At 35.7% G+C, this 15,997-nt stretch carries 10 protein-coding genes, 1 tRNA gene and 1 pseudogene; 1 reads left to right on the top strand and 11 read right to left on the bottom strand.

Annotation, left to right across the window (positions count from 1 at the left end; genetic code table 11):
* A partial coding sequence (locus ACFQ0S_RS07935; RefSeq protein WP_379819076.1) for a beta strand repeat-containing protein occupies positions 1-2,951 on the bottom strand: 2,951 nt, incomplete at its 3' end.
* Between the two features lie 622 nt (positions 2,952-3,573).
* On the opposite strand from ACFQ0S_RS07935, the gene ACFQ0S_RS07930 reads away from it, so the two are divergent.
* On the top strand, positions 3,574-3,999 hold the full coding sequence (locus ACFQ0S_RS07930) for a CBS domain-containing protein (protein ID WP_379753078.1): 426 nt from the start codon (positions 3,574-3,576) through the stop codon (positions 3,997-3,999).
* 82 nt (positions 4,000-4,081) lie between these two features.
* Here ACFQ0S_RS07930 and ACFQ0S_RS07925 read toward each other — a convergent pair whose 3' ends face one another.
* From ACFQ0S_RS07925 to ACFQ0S_RS07880, 10 genes and pseudogenes are all read right to left on the bottom strand, one after another.
* On the bottom strand, positions 4,082-4,393 hold the full coding sequence (locus ACFQ0S_RS07925) for a DUF3467 domain-containing protein (protein ID WP_379753080.1): 312 nt from the start codon (positions 4,391-4,393) through the stop codon (positions 4,082-4,084).
* 72 nt (positions 4,394-4,465) lie between these two features.
* A pseudogene (gene rpoC / locus ACFQ0S_RS07920) lies at positions 4,466-8,787 on the bottom strand (DNA-directed RNA polymerase subunit beta').
* A gap of 86 nt (positions 8,788-8,873) precedes the next feature.
* On the bottom strand, positions 8,874-12,686 hold the full coding sequence (gene rpoB, locus ACFQ0S_RS07915) for a DNA-directed RNA polymerase subunit beta (RefSeq protein ID WP_379753083.1): 3,813 nt from the start codon (positions 12,684-12,686) through the stop codon (positions 8,874-8,876).
* A gap of 266 nt (positions 12,687-12,952) precedes the next feature.
* Entirely contained in the window at positions 12,953-13,324 is a 372-nt protein-coding gene (gene rplL, locus ACFQ0S_RS07910) for a 50S ribosomal protein L7/L12 (protein WP_379753086.1), read from the bottom strand.
* Positions 13,325-13,406: 82 nt separating this feature from the next.
* Positions 13,407-13,901 (bottom strand): 50S ribosomal protein L10, encoded by a 495-nt coding sequence (gene rplJ, locus ACFQ0S_RS07905; protein WP_151106564.1) that lies wholly within the window; start codon positions 13,899-13,901, stop codon positions 13,407-13,409.
* 22 nt (positions 13,902-13,923) lie between these two features.
* A complete protein-coding gene (rplA, locus tag ACFQ0S_RS07900) occupies positions 13,924-14,613 on the bottom strand; it encodes a 50S ribosomal protein L1 (RefSeq protein WP_379753089.1) in 690 nt (229 codons plus the stop codon).
* 3 nt (positions 14,614-14,616) lie between these two features.
* Positions 14,617-15,063 (bottom strand): 50S ribosomal protein L11, encoded by a 447-nt coding sequence (gene rplK / locus ACFQ0S_RS07895; RefSeq protein WP_379753092.1) that lies wholly within the window; start codon positions 15,061-15,063, stop codon positions 14,617-14,619.
* A 65-nt stretch (positions 15,064-15,128) separates the two neighbouring features.
* Positions 15,129-15,680, bottom strand: a complete 552-nt coding sequence (gene nusG / locus ACFQ0S_RS07890) for a transcription termination/antitermination protein NusG (RefSeq protein WP_379753095.1) — start codon at positions 15,678-15,680, stop codon at positions 15,129-15,131.
* 10 nt (positions 15,681-15,690) lie between these two features.
* Positions 15,691-15,888 (bottom strand): preprotein translocase subunit SecE, encoded by a 198-nt coding sequence (secE, locus tag ACFQ0S_RS07885; protein ID WP_379753384.1) that lies wholly within the window; start codon positions 15,886-15,888, stop codon positions 15,691-15,693.
* Between the two features lie 15 nt (positions 15,889-15,903).
* A tRNA-Trp gene (locus ACFQ0S_RS07880) sits at positions 15,904-15,974 on the bottom strand.
* Positions 15,975-15,997 lie beyond the last annotated feature (23 nt).

The raw sequence follows: 15,997 nt of genomic DNA, 5'->3' as shown, positions 1-15,997 counted from the left end.
ACTGATGTCAGTCCACAAGTTGCTGAACTCGTTTGGTCTGCCCCTGCATTAGATGCGGTTGGATTTTGATTGACTGTAATAGTAGCCGATGAACCTGTAAATCCACTACTGCGAACGCATGTATTTGAGTCAGTCACAGATACCAGGGTATAGGTTGTAGTCGAGGTAACTGGTGTAGTAAATGTTGCAAAAGCTGTTCCACTTACTACACTTGTTGCAGTACGACTGGCTGTGCCATCATTGTAGACTACTGTATAAGGACCTGTTCCTGATGTGGCAGTCCATGTCAATTGTCCTGCCCCTGTTGCACAAAAGGGACCATTGGCAGTTAAACTTCCTTGTGGTAACGTTGGTGTATATACTAAATTAATATCATTACCAGAATTGGTAACGGAGAATGTCCCAGTAAATGAAGGCGTAAACGAAGTTGTATTAATACTAAATTTGTTAGCCGCAAAAGAACTAATACTAGTTCCACCGGCAATTCTCCATGTATAAGAAGTACAAGATGCAAAACCTGTTGGATTTCCTGAAAGTCTAATTACTACTGGAGCACCCGAAGTAGCGGAAATCGTAATCGCACCCGAAGAAGTTAATAAATCCCAATTGGTTCCTGCTGTTCCTGAAACATTTGTTATGTCAAATTCATATTCATTAGAGCTATTAAAAGTAAAAGCACCCGTTGTTAATGTACCTACTGTAGTAGCTGCACTTCCTGGAGCTACTCTACTTGTACCAGATGATAAAGAAACTGCCCCGCTAACTGTTCCACTTCCTCCTAGTCTTGCGCCAGATGCAACAGTAACGGCACTACTTGCATTTGTACTGCCATTTACCAACAAAGTCCCTGTAGTGACTGTTGTTGCTCCTCCGTATATATTAGCTCCTGATAAGACTACGGTACCGCCTGTAACACTAACAGCTCCTGTATTACTAGCACCGGAAGCACTTACCAGCGCACCACTAAATGTTACGGATCCAGAGCCCCCATTTAAAGAAGCAGTTGCAGAAGGATCAATATATATTTCATTACTAAAAGTTGCAGTACCCGAACCGCTCAATCCAATTGTTCTGGTAGCACTACTTGTGTTGGGAGCAACATAAATAGATTGAGGAACGGTAATACCTGTTGTGGCAAGAACTGAAACGTTGTTACCCTGCGATACATCCCCCACATTTAAACCGAGGTCAATACCCCTGGCAGTTGTAGAGCTATTTGTCCCTAAACCCGCATTGTTGGATACAATGACAGAACCCGCACCAATTTGTGTTTGTCCGGTATATGTTCCAGAACCAGATAATGTCAAAGTCCCTGGCCCCGATTTACCAAACTTGGTGGTATTGCTTGTACCGGATGGCGTGTTCAAATTAGTAAGTGTAAATGTTTGTCCGGATGCAACATTTATTACCCCTGCTGAAGATCCGTCAATTACATTAAGAGCAGTTCTTGAAAGAGTAGAGGCTACATCAAGAGTTGTAGATGTACCCCCATTACCGATTGTAATAGCACCGCTTGTATTTCCAAGATGACCTGCATCGGAAACAGATACAGTACCTCCGCTTATTACAGTACCGCCGCTGTATGAATTGGAACTATTAGACAATGTTAATGTGCCTGCTCCTACTTTCGTAAGCGCAAAACCGCCTGAAACAACCCCTGACAAAGTAAGATTTCCTGCGCCACCAACACTGGTTGCAGAACCCAATGCGACAGTTCCAGCTACGGTAGAACCAGTGGTCGTGTTTGAGTTAATTAAAGCGCCACCGGACGAGATTCCTGTTCCATTGATGGTTAAGCTTTCTGTTGCAGATGAGGTTAAGGAATTTCCGTTCATATCCAAAACACCCCCAGAGCTAACTGTTGTTCCTCCTGCAGTAGTTCCCAGTGGGCCACTTGTGCTAGCAGTTGAGCTGGCACCTAATCTTAAAGTTCCATTGGCATTTACTGTTGTAGCACCAGTATAAGTATTGGCTTGATTCAATATAACCGCAGAACCGGCATCTCCGCCGACAAAAAGAGCGTTTACAGATGTAGTGCTTGTACTGTTTGCAGCTAATCCATCAGAGATTACTCCTGGTGTGTAGGTTCCTGATGCAAGAAAATAACCTGCTTCAACCCTGCCTGTATTTTCAACAGTGCATGTTTGTTTCCAAAAAGCATCGTCATTAGAATCTCCATCCCACATGTCAGAGCCATAGATTGAGAAAGCATCAATATTCCCGGAGCCATTCAGCGTAAGGTTATAGGCTCTATAATCTGTTCCACTTACAGTTAAAAAAACATCAGCAGTAGTACTTGAAGTTACCCTAATGGTAAAAATGTAGTCTCTATAAGTACTTTGTGTAGGACTATATCCAAAACTCGTAGTACCACCAGAACGATTAACGTACCATGAACCGTAATTATCTGTATTTACATATAGTCTTGATCCACTTATGTTGTTTGCATAAGATGTTCCTTGAGTGCCGGCAGCATTGAGCGAAAAACCAATCTGTCCAAAAGCTCTGGTACAAGAAACAGTAATTTTAAACACATCCCCTACTCTTAGAGCCCTATCGGAACCGGTATTATCCCCTGCCGTTTTATAAGTTCTCCAAGCAACAGTTTGTTTACTGCCAAAATTAGCATACATCCCTAATGCTGTAGCACCACTATTATAAAAATCTCCCCCACTATTAAATTGGGTTGGAAAGTTTGCGTCCTGCATAGTATATGTTACCGTCGTCTGCCCCCAACCCGCAATGCTGATAAAAACAAACATTGCAGTAAGCCATACACTTTTTAAAACAAATCGCTTTGATTGGAAATCACCTTTTTGAAGGTAAATTTTCTTTGGTAAAGTTGAATATTTTAAATCTGCTACTGTTAAAAATTCAACATTGGCAGTGTTGAAAATGGTGTTAAGCAGATTTTTGAAGTTAGAAATCATGTTGAAAGTAAAATTTTTCATAAGCGGTATTGTAATAAATTGGAATTTTCGTACAGTTTTAAATTATTTAAACCTTAATCAACAAACATCCTAGAGATTAACTCTTTAAGAAGTAGGCAATTTATAAATTGACAATAATAATGTCATTTTTAACATTATTGCCATCTAAAAATATGATTTCATTGAAAATTTTTTAACCAAAACGACTTTATACTACTAAATCGTTATAGCTGTGCGTTTTAAGCAAAAGAATCAATTTACTAAATTACGCATTTAAATAAAAAAAAGCAATAAAAAAACGTATTTATTACACTATAACGTTTGCATGTTAATAAATTACTGTTTTTTTTGCTTATCATCATCATATGAGCAATTACTAAATTTGTACTTTTTTTTTAAAATCTAAAGCATATTAATCGATTTTAAAATAGCAAATAAAAAAATATTTTTGCCTTACCTTTCAATTTAATATTCGAAAATAAAATCTTAAATCAGTCCCAAAATCTCAAGGTTTTGTGAATTTAACATAAACTTTTTATCAAATAGAAAGGTTTAATTTACACATTTAACACTATTGTTAATAAAAATAAAAAATTTGTATTTATTTTTTATATAATTTTATGGTTCACCAAAATTAATCATCATGACTGTAAATCAAATTTTAAACACAAAAGGAAAGCAGGTCTTTTCTGTAACTTCAAGTATCACTGTTTATGAAGCTATTAAAGTAATGGGCGAAAAAAATATTGGCGCTGTACTTATTATAGAAAATGAGAATTTAAAAGGAATTTTATCTGAAAGAGATTATGCCCGAAAAGTTGTTTTGAAAGGAAGATCGTCTTTAGATACCTTTGTATATGAAATCATGGAAGATGATTTAATTACCGTACGACCATCAGACAGTATTGACTATTGTATGGGATTGATGAGCTCTAAAAGAATCAGACACTTACCCGTTGTAGAAAACAATACCGTTTTAGGGCTAATTTCTATTGGCGATGTTGTAAATGGGATTATTGAAATGCAAAAAGAAACTATTGATTACTTACACACGTATATCTCACAGTAAATATAAATAGTGTTTCTTCTATTTTTTTTAATAAAATTGATAATAACAAAAAACGTCCCGATAAATCAGGACGTTTCTGTTTTTATGCTTGACCTGCTGGTCCAAAATTTAATGGAATTGGCGGTTGCTCAGTGTCTTTTATTTCTCCATGAGAGACTTCAAAACGGTGAACGTTTTCGGCCAATGCCTTTACTAATCTTTTAGCGTGTTGTGGAGTCAAAACTATTCTTGATTTGACTTTAGCCTTTGGTGTACCTGGCATGATACAAACAAAATCTAAAACAAATTCCGATGCAGAATGATTAATTATAGCTAGATTAGAATAAATTCCTTCTGCAATAGACTCATCTAATTCTATGTTAATTTGCCCTTGTTGTTGCTTTGAATCACTCATTTTTTTATAGAGTTTATTAAAATTTGCCACTAATTCACTTATATCAAATTATTAGTGGCAAACTTCATGCTTTTAATAAATATATTCTTCTCTATTCGCCATCATTTCGTTGTAATCTTCCTTAGAACCGAACCTACAATTGTATTGTCATATTCTCTCATACCTGTTCCGGCAGGGATTCTATGACCAACAATTACATTTTCTTTCAATCCTTCTAAGTAATCAATTTTACCTGCAACAGCAGCTTCATTTAATACTTTAGTAGTTTCTTGGAACGATGCCGCAGAGATAAACGATTTGGTCTGTAACGAAGCTCTAGTAATACCCTGTAAAACTGGAGTTGCAGTAGCCGTAATAACATCACGAGCAACAACCAAATTTTTATCAGTACGTTTCAATAATGAATTTTCGTCACGCAATTCTCGAGGAGAAATGATTTGACCTGGTTTTAATACGCTTGAATCTCCAGCATCTTCAACCACTTTCATTCCGTATAATTTATCGTTCTCAACAATAAAATCTTTGGTATGAATTAATTGCTCTTCTAGGAATAAAGTATCTCCTGGATCTTCAACTCTAACTTTACGCATCATTTGACGAATAACCACTTCGAAGTGTTTGTCATTTATTTTTACCCCTTGCAAACGGTATACCTCTTGAATTTCATTAACCAAATACTGTTGAACAGCAGCAGGTCCTTGAATTCTTAAAATATCTTCCGGAGTAATAGCTCCATCTGACAATGGCACACCAGCTCTTACGAAGTCATTTTCTTGAACTAAGATTTGACTTGATAATTTAACCAAATATTTCTTAACCTCACCAAACTTAGATTCGATAACAATTTCACGGTTCCCTCTTTTGATTTTTCCAAAAGAAACAACTCCATCAATTTCTGAAACAACAGCCGGGTTTGAAGGATTACGAGCTTCTAACAACTCTGTAATTCTTGGTAAACCTCCTGTAATATCTCCTGCTTTTGAAGAACGACGTGGTATTTTTACCAATACTTTACCTGCTTTAATTTTCTCACCGTTTTCAACCATCAAGTGGGCTCCAACTGGTAAGTTGTAAGAACGAATTAACTCATTGTCTTTACCGTAAACCAATAAAGTTGGAATTAATTTTTTAGTTCTAGATTCAGAAATTACTTTTTCTTGGAAACCTGTTTGCTCATCAATCTCTACTTGGTATGATTGTCCTTGCTCTAAATCTTCGTAAGCAATTTTACCTGTAAACTCAGATACAATTACACCATTATAAGGATCCCATTTACATATTACTGTTCCTTTAGAAACTATGTCTCCGTCTTTTACAAAAATACTTGAACCGTAAGGAATATTGTGAGTATTAAGAATAATTCCTGTTTTAACATCAACCAATTTCAATTCCGTAGAACGTGAAACTACAATATCAACAGCATTACCTTCATTATCTTCACCTTTAACAGTTTTTAAATCTTCAATTTCTAGTTTACCGTCAAAACGAGTAATAATACTTGACTCTTCGGAAATACCTCCTGCTACCCCTCCAACGTGGAAAGTACGTAATGTTAACTGAGTTCCTGGCTCTCCAATAGACTGAGCGGCAATAACACCAACTGCTTCTCCTCTTTGAGTCATTTTCCCGGTAGCTAAATTTCTACCATAACATTTAGCACAAATTCCTTTCAAAGCTTCGCAAGTTAATGGTGAACGTACTTCAACTTTCTCGATAGGAGAAGCCTCAATACTTTTCATTATTGCCTCTGTAATTTGTTGTCCTGAATGAACAAGGATTTCAGAAGTTAAAGGATTGATAAGATCTTGTAATGCTACACGACCTAAAATTCTTTCTCCTAAAGTTTCAACAATCTCTTCATTTTTCTTCAATGCAGATACTTCAATTCCTCTTAAAGTGCCACAATCTTCGATATTTACAATAACATCTTGAGAAACGTCATGCAATCTTCTGGTTAAATATCCAGCATCAGCCGTTTTTAATGCGGTATCGGCAAGACCTTTACGTGCACCGTGAGTAGAAATAAAATACTCAAGGATAGAAAGACCTTCTTTAAAGTTAGAAAGAATTGGGTTTTCAATAATTTCACCACCTCCAGCATTCGATTTTTTAGGCTTAGCCATCAATCCACGCATACCTGTTAACTGACGAATTTGTTCTTTAGAACCCCTTGCACCAGAGTCAAGCATCATATACACCGAGTTGAAACCTTGTTGGTCCTCTCTGATGTTTTTCATTGCTGTTTCTGTAAGCTGTGCATTGGTTGAAGTCCATACATCAATAACTTGGTTGTAACGTTCGTTATTGGTTATAAGACCCATATTATAATTGGCAGAAATTCCTTCAACTTGTGCTCTGGCATCTGCAATTAATTTTGGTTTTTCATCTGGGATTCTAATATCTCCTAATGAGAATGATAATCCACCTTTGAAGGCGAATTTGTAACCCATATCCTTCATGTTATCTAAGAAGGCAGCTGTTGTAGGAACATCTGTAACACTTAATACGTGTCCGATGATGTCTCTCAAGTTTTTCTTTGTTAAAACATCATTGATGTATCCTGCAGCTTCTGGAACCACTTCATTAAACAAAACTCTTCCAGCGGTAGTTTGTATGATTTTGTATACTAATTCTCCGTTTTCATTAAAATCTTTAGCTCTAATTTTTACTCGAGCGTTCAGTTCTAATCTACCTTCGTTTAATGCGATATTTGTTTCTTCGGCAGAATAGAATATTAATCCTTCACCTAGTATTTGATGTCCTGGCACTGACAAACGCTCTTTGGTCATGTAATAAAGACCTAAAACCATGTCTTGAGAAGGTACCGTAATTGGAGCACCATTCGCAGGATTCAAGATATTGTGAGAAGCTAACATTAATAATTGCGCTTCTAAAATTGCTTCTGGTCCTAAAGGTAAGTGAACTGCCATTTGATCCCCATCAAAATCCGCATTAAATGCAGTACAAACTAAAGGGTGCAATTGTATTGCTTTTCCTTCAATTAATTTTGGTTGGAATGCCTGAATACCAAGTCTGTGCAAAGTAGGAGCACGATTCAGCAATATTGGATGCCCTTTAATTACATTTTCAAGGATATCCCAAACTACTGGTTCTTTTTTATCAATTATTTTCTTGGCTGATTTAACTGTTTTTACAATTCCTCTTTCTATCAATTTACGGATAACGAAAGGTTTGTACAATTCGGCTGCCATATCTTTAGGAATACCACACTCGAACAATTTCAATTCTGGCCCTACAACAATTACCGAACGAGCAGAATAATCCACACGTTTTCCTAGTAAGTTTTGACGGAAACGACCTTGTTTTCCTTTAAGGGAATCCGAAAGTGATTTCAAAGGACGGTTTGATTCTGTTTTTACAGCAGATGCTTTACGAGTATTATCAAATAATGAATCTACTGATTCTTGCAACATACGTTTTTCGTTTCTTAAGATCACTTCTGGAGCTTTAATTTCCATCAATCTTTTCAAACGGTTGTTACGTATAATTACACGACGGTATAAATCATTTAAATCTGATGTAGCAAAACGACCTCCATCTAATGGTACTAAAGGACGTAATTCAGGTGGAATAACAGGAACCACTTTCATAATCATCCATTCAGGACGATTCTCACGGTTTAAGTTAGACTCGCGGAAAGATTCCACTACTTGTAGTCTTTTTAATGCTTCTGTTTTACGTTGCTTAGACGTTTCGTTGTTAGCAGAGTGACGCAATTCGTATGAAAGTGCATCTAAATCTATACGAGCCAACAAATCCATAATACATTCTGCTCCCATTTTGGCAACAAATTTATTTGGATCAAAATCGTCTAAGTATTGATTTTCAGTAGGAAGAGTGTCTAAAATATTTAAATATTCTTCTTCAGTTAAAAAGTCTAATCTTTGTACAGACTCTCCTTCTGGAGTTTTAGCAATACCTGCCTGAATTACTACATATCTTTCGTAGTAAATAATCATATCTAATTTCTTAGATGGCAAACCAAGAATATATCCAATTTTATTAGGAAGCGATCTAAAATACCAAATATGAGCAATAGGCACCACTAAATTGATGTGTCCTACTCTATCACGACGTACTTTTTTCTCTGTAACTTCAACACCACAACGATCACAAATGATTCCTTTGTAGCGAATTCTCTTATACTTACCACAAGCACATTCAAAATCTTTTACTGGACCGAAAATTCGTTCACAGAAAAGACCATCACGTTCTGGTTTGTGGGTTCTATAATTGATTGTTTCTGGCTTCAACACTTCACCTCTTGACTCGGCCAATATAGATTCAGGTGATGCTAGTCCAATCGAAATTTTATCAAATTTTTTGATTGGATTTTTATCTCTGTTGTTATTGTTATTTCTATTATTCATCATAGTTTAAAACTTGAATTGATAATTGATAATGGATAATTAACAATTGATAAGCTCTATGCATTATCAATTGTTAATTGTTAATTGTTTTATTCTTCTAAACGAATGTCTAATCCAAGACCTTTCAATTCATGCATCAATACATTGAATGATTCTGGCAATCCTGGTTCTGGCATAGACTCTCCCTTAACAATAGCTTCGTACGTTTTAGCTCTTCCAATAACGTCATCCGATTTAACAGTTAAGATTTCTCTTAATGTGCTAGATGCCCCGTATGCTTCAAGTGCCCAAACCTCCATCTCTCCGAAACGTTGACCTCCAAACTGCGCTTTACCACCTAACGGTTGTTGCGTAATTAATGAGTACGGTCCGATAGAACGTGCATGCATTTTATCGTCTACCATGTGTCCTAGTTTCAACATATAGATTACTCCAACTGTTGCTGCTTGGTGGAAACGCTCTCCTGTTCCTCCGTCATATAAATAGGTATGTCCGAATCTAGGAATTCCTGCTTCATCAGTCAATTCGTTGATTTGATCTAAAGTAGCACCATCAAAAATTGGAGTCGCGTATTTACGTCCTAACTTTTGTCCAGCCCAACCTAAAACCGTTTCATAAATTTGACCAATGTTCATACGTGAAGGTACACCTAATGGATTCAATACAATATCAACTGGTGTCCCGTCTTCAAGGAAAGGCATGTCTTCATGACGAACAATACGAGCAACAATACCTTTGTTACCGTGACGTCCTGCCATTTTATCTCCAACTTTCAGTTTACGTTTTTTAGCAATGTATACTTTAGCTAACTTCAATATTCCTGCTGGTAATTCATCTCCAACAGTAATGGTAAATTTCTCTCTACGTAAAGAACCTTGTAAATCGTTCAGCTTGATTTTATAGTTATGAATCAAGTCGTTTACCATTTTATTGGTAGCATCGTCAGCAACCCATTGTCCTTTACTTAAGTGAGCAAAATCCTCTACAGCATAAAGCATTTTTTGAGTGTATTTTTTACCTTTTGGTAAAACTTCTTCGCCCAAATCATTCATTACCCCTTGAGATGTTTTTCCGTTTACGATTAAGAATAATTTCTCAACTAATTTATCTTTTAAATCAACAAATTTAGTCTCAAACTCCATTTCTAAAGCGCCTAAGGCATCTTTATCTTGAGTACGCTTACGTTTATCTTTAACTGCTCTTGCAAACAATTTTTTGTCTAAAACAACACCGTGTAAAGAAGGAGAAGCTTTTAATGAAGCATCTTTAACATCACCTGCTTTATCCCCGAAGATGGCGCGAAGCAATTTTTCTTCTGGAGTAGGATCTGATTCTCCTTTTGGAGTAATTTTTCCGATTAAAATATCGCCAGGTTTAACTTCGGCTCCAATTCTAATCATACCGTTTTCATCTAAATCTTTAGTAGCTTCTTCAGATACGTTTGGAATATCATTCGTTAACTCTTCGTTACCTAATTTAGTATCTCTAACCTCTAATGAATAATCATCAACGTGAATAGAGGTAAAAATATCGTCACGAACTACTTTTTCAGAAATCACAATCGCATCCTCGAAGTTGTACCCTTTCCATGGCATGAACGCTACTTTTAGATTACGACCTAAAGCTAGTTCACCGTTTTGAGTAGCATATCCTTCAGATAATACTTGTCCAAGATCTACTCTGTCTCCTTTTCTTACGATAGGTTTTAAGTTGATACTTGTAGACTGATTTGTTTTTCTAAATTTAATTAGATTGTATGTTTTTTCATCTGCTTCAAAACTCACCATTCTTTCTTCTTCAGAACGATCGTATTTGATAGTAATGATATTTGCATCAACATATTCAACAACCCCAGGTCCTTCTGCATTTATCAATACTCTAGAATCTGAAGCCACTTGACGCTCTAAACCTGTTCCAACGATAGGTGCTTCCGGACGTAACAATGGTACAGCCTGACGCATCATGTTAGATCCCATCAACGCTCTATTCGCATCATCATGTTCCAAGAAAGGAATTAATGAAGCCGAAATAGAAGCAATTTGGTTTGGCGCAACGTCTGTATAATGCACTTTAGCAGGATCGATTACTGGAAAATCTCCCTCTTGACGAGCAATTACATTTTCAGCTATGATTTTACCTGTAGCATCCATTTCGATGTTTGCTTGAGCTATTAACTGTCCTTCTTCTTCTTCAGCACTTAAATAAATTGGATTAGAATTTAAATCAACAACACCATTAGTTACTTTACGATATGGCGTCTCAATAAAGCCCATTCCATTTACTTTAGCATAAACACCCAGAGAAGAAATCAATCCAATATTTGGTCCCTCAGGAGTTTCTATCGGACAAAGTCTACCATAGTGCGTATAGTGAACGTCACGTACCTCAAAACCAGCTCTTTCTCTTGAAAGTCCTCCTGGTCCAAGGGCAGATAATCTTCTTTTGTGTGTAATCTCAGCCAATGGATTCGTTTGATCCATAAATTGAGATAACTGGTTCGTTCCGAAGAAAGAGTTAATAACCGATGATAATGTTTTAGCATTAATCAAATCGATTGGTGTAAACACCTCGTTATCTCTAACATTCATTCTCTCGCGAATGGTTCTAGCCATACGGGCTAAACCAACTCCAAATTGTTGTGATAATTGTTCTCCAACTGTTCTAACACGACGATTAGATAAGTGATCGATATCATCAATCTCTGCTTTAGAGTTAATTAATTCAATCAAATATTTAACGATGGTAATGATGTCTTCTTTGGTTAGCACTTGCTTTTCCATTGGAGTATCAAGACCTAGTTTTTTATTTATTCTATAACGCCCTACTTCACCTAAATTGTAACGTTGGTCAGAGAAGAATAATTTATCTATAATACCACGAGCTGTTTCCTCATCAGGCGGTTCAGCATTACGCAATTGTCTGTAAATATGTTCAACAGCCTCTTTTTCAGAGTTTGTTGGGTCTTTTTGTAACGTGTTGTGAATGATAGAATAATCGGTTTGATTATTGCTTTCTTTATGCAACAAAATAGATTTAACATTTGATTCTATAATCTCTTCTACATTATCTTTATCAAGAATCGTATCTCTATCTAAAATTATTTCGTTACGCTCGATAGAAACTACTTCACCAGTATCTTCGTCTACGAAATCTTCATGCCATGTATTTAATACACGAGCCGCTAATTTTCTACCGATATATTTTTTAAGTCCTGTTTTAGATACTTTAATTTCTTCAGCTAGGTCGAAAATCTCTAGGATATCCTTGTCTCTTTCAAAACCAATAGCACGAAATAAAGTTGTTACAGGTAATTTTTTCTTTCTGTCAATATAGGCGTACATTACGCTATTAATATCTGTAGAAAATTCTATCCAAGATCCTTTAAAAGGTATTACTCTGGCAGAATACAATTTAGTTCCATTTGCATGGTAAGATTGTCCGAAGAAAACACCTGGAGATCTGTGTAATTGTGAAACAACTACACGTTCAGCGCCATTGATAACAAATGTACCGCTAGGCGTCATGTATGGAATTGTACCAAGATATACATCTTGAACAATAGTTTCAAAATCTTCGTGTTCAGGATCTGTACAATACAGTTTTAACCTTGCTTTTAAAGGTACGCTGTAAGTTAGACCTCTTTCTATACACTCTTGAATAGTATAACGTGGAGGATCAACAAAGTAATCAAGAAATTCCAATACAAAGTTATTTCTAGTATCTGTAATTGGAAAATTTTCCATGAAGGTGTTATACAACCCTTCGTCGCCTCTTTCGTCAGATTTAGTTTCCAATTGGAAAAAATCTTTAAACGATTTAACCTGAACATCTAGAAAATCTGGATAATCAGGAATGTTTTTAGTTGAGGCAAAATTCAATCTTTCAGTCTGATTTGTTATCATCAATGGACAAAATTTTGATTAAAAAAAAGTAATTTTTGTGTAAAACACAGTTTAATCAATACTTTCTTTTTTAATCAATACCTCTTTAAAAATAATGTCAGAGCAAGGCTCTTTATTTTATTTTCTTTCATCGTATTGATTTAAAAACACTTTTGTATTTTAAACTAATTTATAGTAAAATGTACTATAATTTTATTATACGAAAAATGGTTTAGGTCTTTGAATGTGTATTCAAGACCTAAACCTATTCTCTAAAGCGAGTCGAATTATTTTAATTCAACTACAGCTCCAGCTTCTTCTAAAGATTTTTTAAGCCCTTCAGCTTCATCTTTAGTTACACCTTCTTTGATGTTTGATGGAGCAGCATCAACTAAATCTTTAGATTCTTTAAGACCTAAACCAGTTAATTCTTTTACTGCTTTTACTACAGCTAATTTAGAAGCACCAGCTTCTTTTAATACTACTGTAAACTCAGTTTGCTCTTCTACAGCAGCACCACCGTCTCCTCCAGCAGCAACTACTACAGCTGCAGCAGCTGGCTCGATACCATACTCATCTTTTAATATTGTTGCTAAATCATTAACTTCTTTTACTGTTAAGTTAACTAATTGTTCTGCGAATTGTTTCAAATCTGCCATTTTTTCTATCGTTTTAAAATGATTTGTAAAAAATATAATTTATTAATGTGCGCGTTTTTATTTAATTTTTAAAAATTAAAAATTAAGCAACCTCTTCTTCTTTGAATTGGTTTAAAAGAGCCGAAATAACTCTTTGTGCTGGAGATTGAAGTAATCCTATGATTTCTCCAATAACTTCTTCTTTAGATTTAAGCGATGCTAATGAATCTAATAAGTTATCTCCAATGTAAATTTCAGAATTGATATAAGCACCTTTTAAAATGGGCTTAGCTGATTTTTTACGGAAGTCCTTCATAATTTTCGCAGGAGCATTTGCTACATCTGCAAGAAAAATAGAGGTATTACCTTTTAATGTTTCAGGCAATTCACCGTAATTATTTTCAGAAGCTTCCATTGCTTTTGCAAGCAAGGTGTTTTTAACAACCTCTAATTTTATGCCTGCTTTAAAACAAGCTCTTCTTAAGTTTGAAGTAGTTTCTGCATTTAGTCCAGAAATATCTGCTAAATAAACAATATTTGAACCGGCTAACTGTGCAGTTAAATCTTCAATCGCGATTGATTTTTCTTCTCTAGTCATACTAAAAATTTTTAACTACCAATTATACTGCTTTAGGATCCAATGCAATTGCAGGACTCATTGTGCTAGTTAGGTAAATACTTTTAATGTAAGTTCCTTTAGCCGCAGTTGGTTTAAGTTTGATTAATGTTTGAATAATTTCGTGAGCGTTATCTACAATTTTATCAGCATCAAAAGAGATTCTTCCGATTCCCGCATGTACGATACCTGTTTTATCAACTTTAAAGTCAATTTTACCCGCTTTCACTTCTTGAACAGCTTTTGCAACATCCATAGTTACCGTACCAGTTTTAGGATTAGGCATTAAACCTCTTGGTCCTAAAATACGACCTAATGGACCTAATTTCCCCATAACTGCTGGCATCGTGATTATTACGTCAACATCTGTCCAACCGTCTTTAATTTTTTGTAAATAGTCATCTAGACCTACATAGTCGGCTCCAGCAGCCTTAGCTTCAGCTTCCTTGTCTGGAGTAACTAATGCAAGTACTCTTACATCTTTACCAGTTCCGTGAGGTAATGTTACAACCCCTCTTACCATTTGATTTGCTTTTCTTGGATCTACACCTAAACGAACAGCAATATCTACTGATTCATCAAATTTCGCAGAAGCAACTACTTTAATTAATGCAGATGCATCTTTTAAAGTATATAGTTTGTTCTTTTCAATTTTTGAAGCAGCTTCTTTTTGTTTTTTTGTCAATTTTGCCATGTCTTACGCTTGTTTTAGAGGAGAATCTCCTGATATTGTTATACCCATAGACCTAGCGGTTCCTGCGATCATGCTCATAGCAGCTTCGACAGTGAATGCATTTAAATCAACCATTTTGTCCTCTGCGATAGTTCTAATCACTTCCCAAGTAACGCTAGCTACTTTTTTACGATTAGGTTCGCCAGAACCTGATTTCAGCTTTGCAGCATCCATTAATTGAATAGCAGCAGGTGGAGTTTTCACGACAAAATCAAAAGATTTGTCCTTATACACTGTTATTTGCACTGGGCAAACTTTGCCGGCTTTATCTTGTGTTCTCGCATTAAATTGCTTACAGAACTCCATGATATTAACACCAGCAGCACCTAAAGCAGGTCCAACCGGTGGCGATGGGTTCGCTGCACCTCCCTTAACTTGTAGTTTAACTACTTTACTAATCTCTTTAGCCATTTTTTAAAAATTTAACACATCTTCATTGGAAGCGATAGATGTGGTTTATTATAGTGTAACAAAAATTATACTTTTTCAACTTGCATAAAACCAAGTTCTAATGGAGTCTTTCTTCCGAAAATTTTAACCATTACTTCTAGCTTACGCTTTTCATCATTAATTTTTTCAACTGTTCCGTTAAAACCATTGAAAGGACCATCAATTACCTTGATAGTTTCACCTATATTGAATGGAATAGCATGAGTATCTGTTTTAACAGCCAACTCATCCACTTTTCCTAACATTCTATTTACTTCTGACAATCGTAAAGGAACTGGATCACCACTCTTAGTTTCGCCTAAAAAACCAATTACACTGGTAATAGATTTTATAATATGCGGAATTTCTCCAGCAAGATTAGCTTCTATCATTACATAGCCAGGAAAGTATACTTTATCTTTAGTGATTTTTTTACCATCACGTACTTGAACTACTTTCTCAGTAGGCACAAGTACCTGAGAAATATAGTCTACCATTCCTAGTCGATTAATTTCGGTTTCGATATAAGCCTTAACTTTATTCTCTTGACCGCTTACCACTCTTACAACGTACCATTTTTTTAGATTAGTCTCTGTCATTGCAAAAAAATTAAGCTTTAATCCAATTAAAAAAACCTTCTAATGATTTTGCAAAAACTTCATCTACTCCCCAAGTTGCCAAAGCGAATAATACTGAAAAAACAGCAACAACAATCGTTAAACGCTGTACTTCAGCCCATTCTGGCCAAGTAGTATTTGATTTTAATTCCTCGAATGCTTCTGATATATAATTAACAACTTTCATTATCTATTTGTTTTTTTGCACGGGCGGAGGGATTCGAACCCCCATCAACGGTTTTGGAGACCGCTATTCTACCCTTGAACTACGCCCGTTCGTGTTAAAAGCCAGTGTTGTA

The sequence above is a fragment of the Flavobacterium myungsuense genome (genome assembly GCF_042677265.1).
Lineage (GTDB): Bacteria > Bacteroidota > Bacteroidia > Flavobacteriales > Flavobacteriaceae > Flavobacterium > Flavobacterium myungsuense.
Note: the sequence above shows the minus strand (reverse complement) of the source record. Positions and strands in the feature narration are given on the sequence as shown.

Bases quoted from the DNA above. Each gene is read 5' to 3' on its own strand.
- ACFQ0S_RS07930 (WP_379753078.1), top strand. From the start codon at position 3,574: ATGACTGTAAATCAAATTTTAAACACAAAAGGAAAGCAGGTCTTTTCT.
- ACFQ0S_RS07925 (WP_379753080.1), bottom strand. From the start codon at position 4,393: ATGAGTGATTCAAAGCAACAACAAGGGCAAATTAACATAGAATTAGAT.
- rpoB (WP_379753083.1), bottom strand. From the start codon at position 12,686: ATGATAACAAATCAGACTGAAAGATTGAATTTTGCCTCAACTAAAAAC.
- rplL (WP_379753086.1), bottom strand. From the start codon at position 13,324: ATGGCAGATTTGAAACAATTCGCAGAACAATTAGTTAACTTAACAGTA.
- rplJ (WP_151106564.1), bottom strand. From the start codon at position 13,901: ATGACTAGAGAAGAAAAATCAATCGCGATTGAAGATTTAACTGCACAG.
- rplA (WP_379753089.1), bottom strand. From the start codon at position 14,613: ATGGCAAAATTGACAAAAAAACAAAAAGAAGCTGCTTCAAAAATTGAA.
- rplK (WP_379753092.1), bottom strand. From the start codon at position 15,063: ATGGCTAAAGAGATTAGTAAAGTAGTTAAACTACAAGTTAAGGGAGGT.
- nusG (WP_379753095.1), bottom strand. From the start codon at position 15,680: ATGACAGAGACTAATCTAAAAAAATGGTACGTTGTAAGAGTGGTAAGC.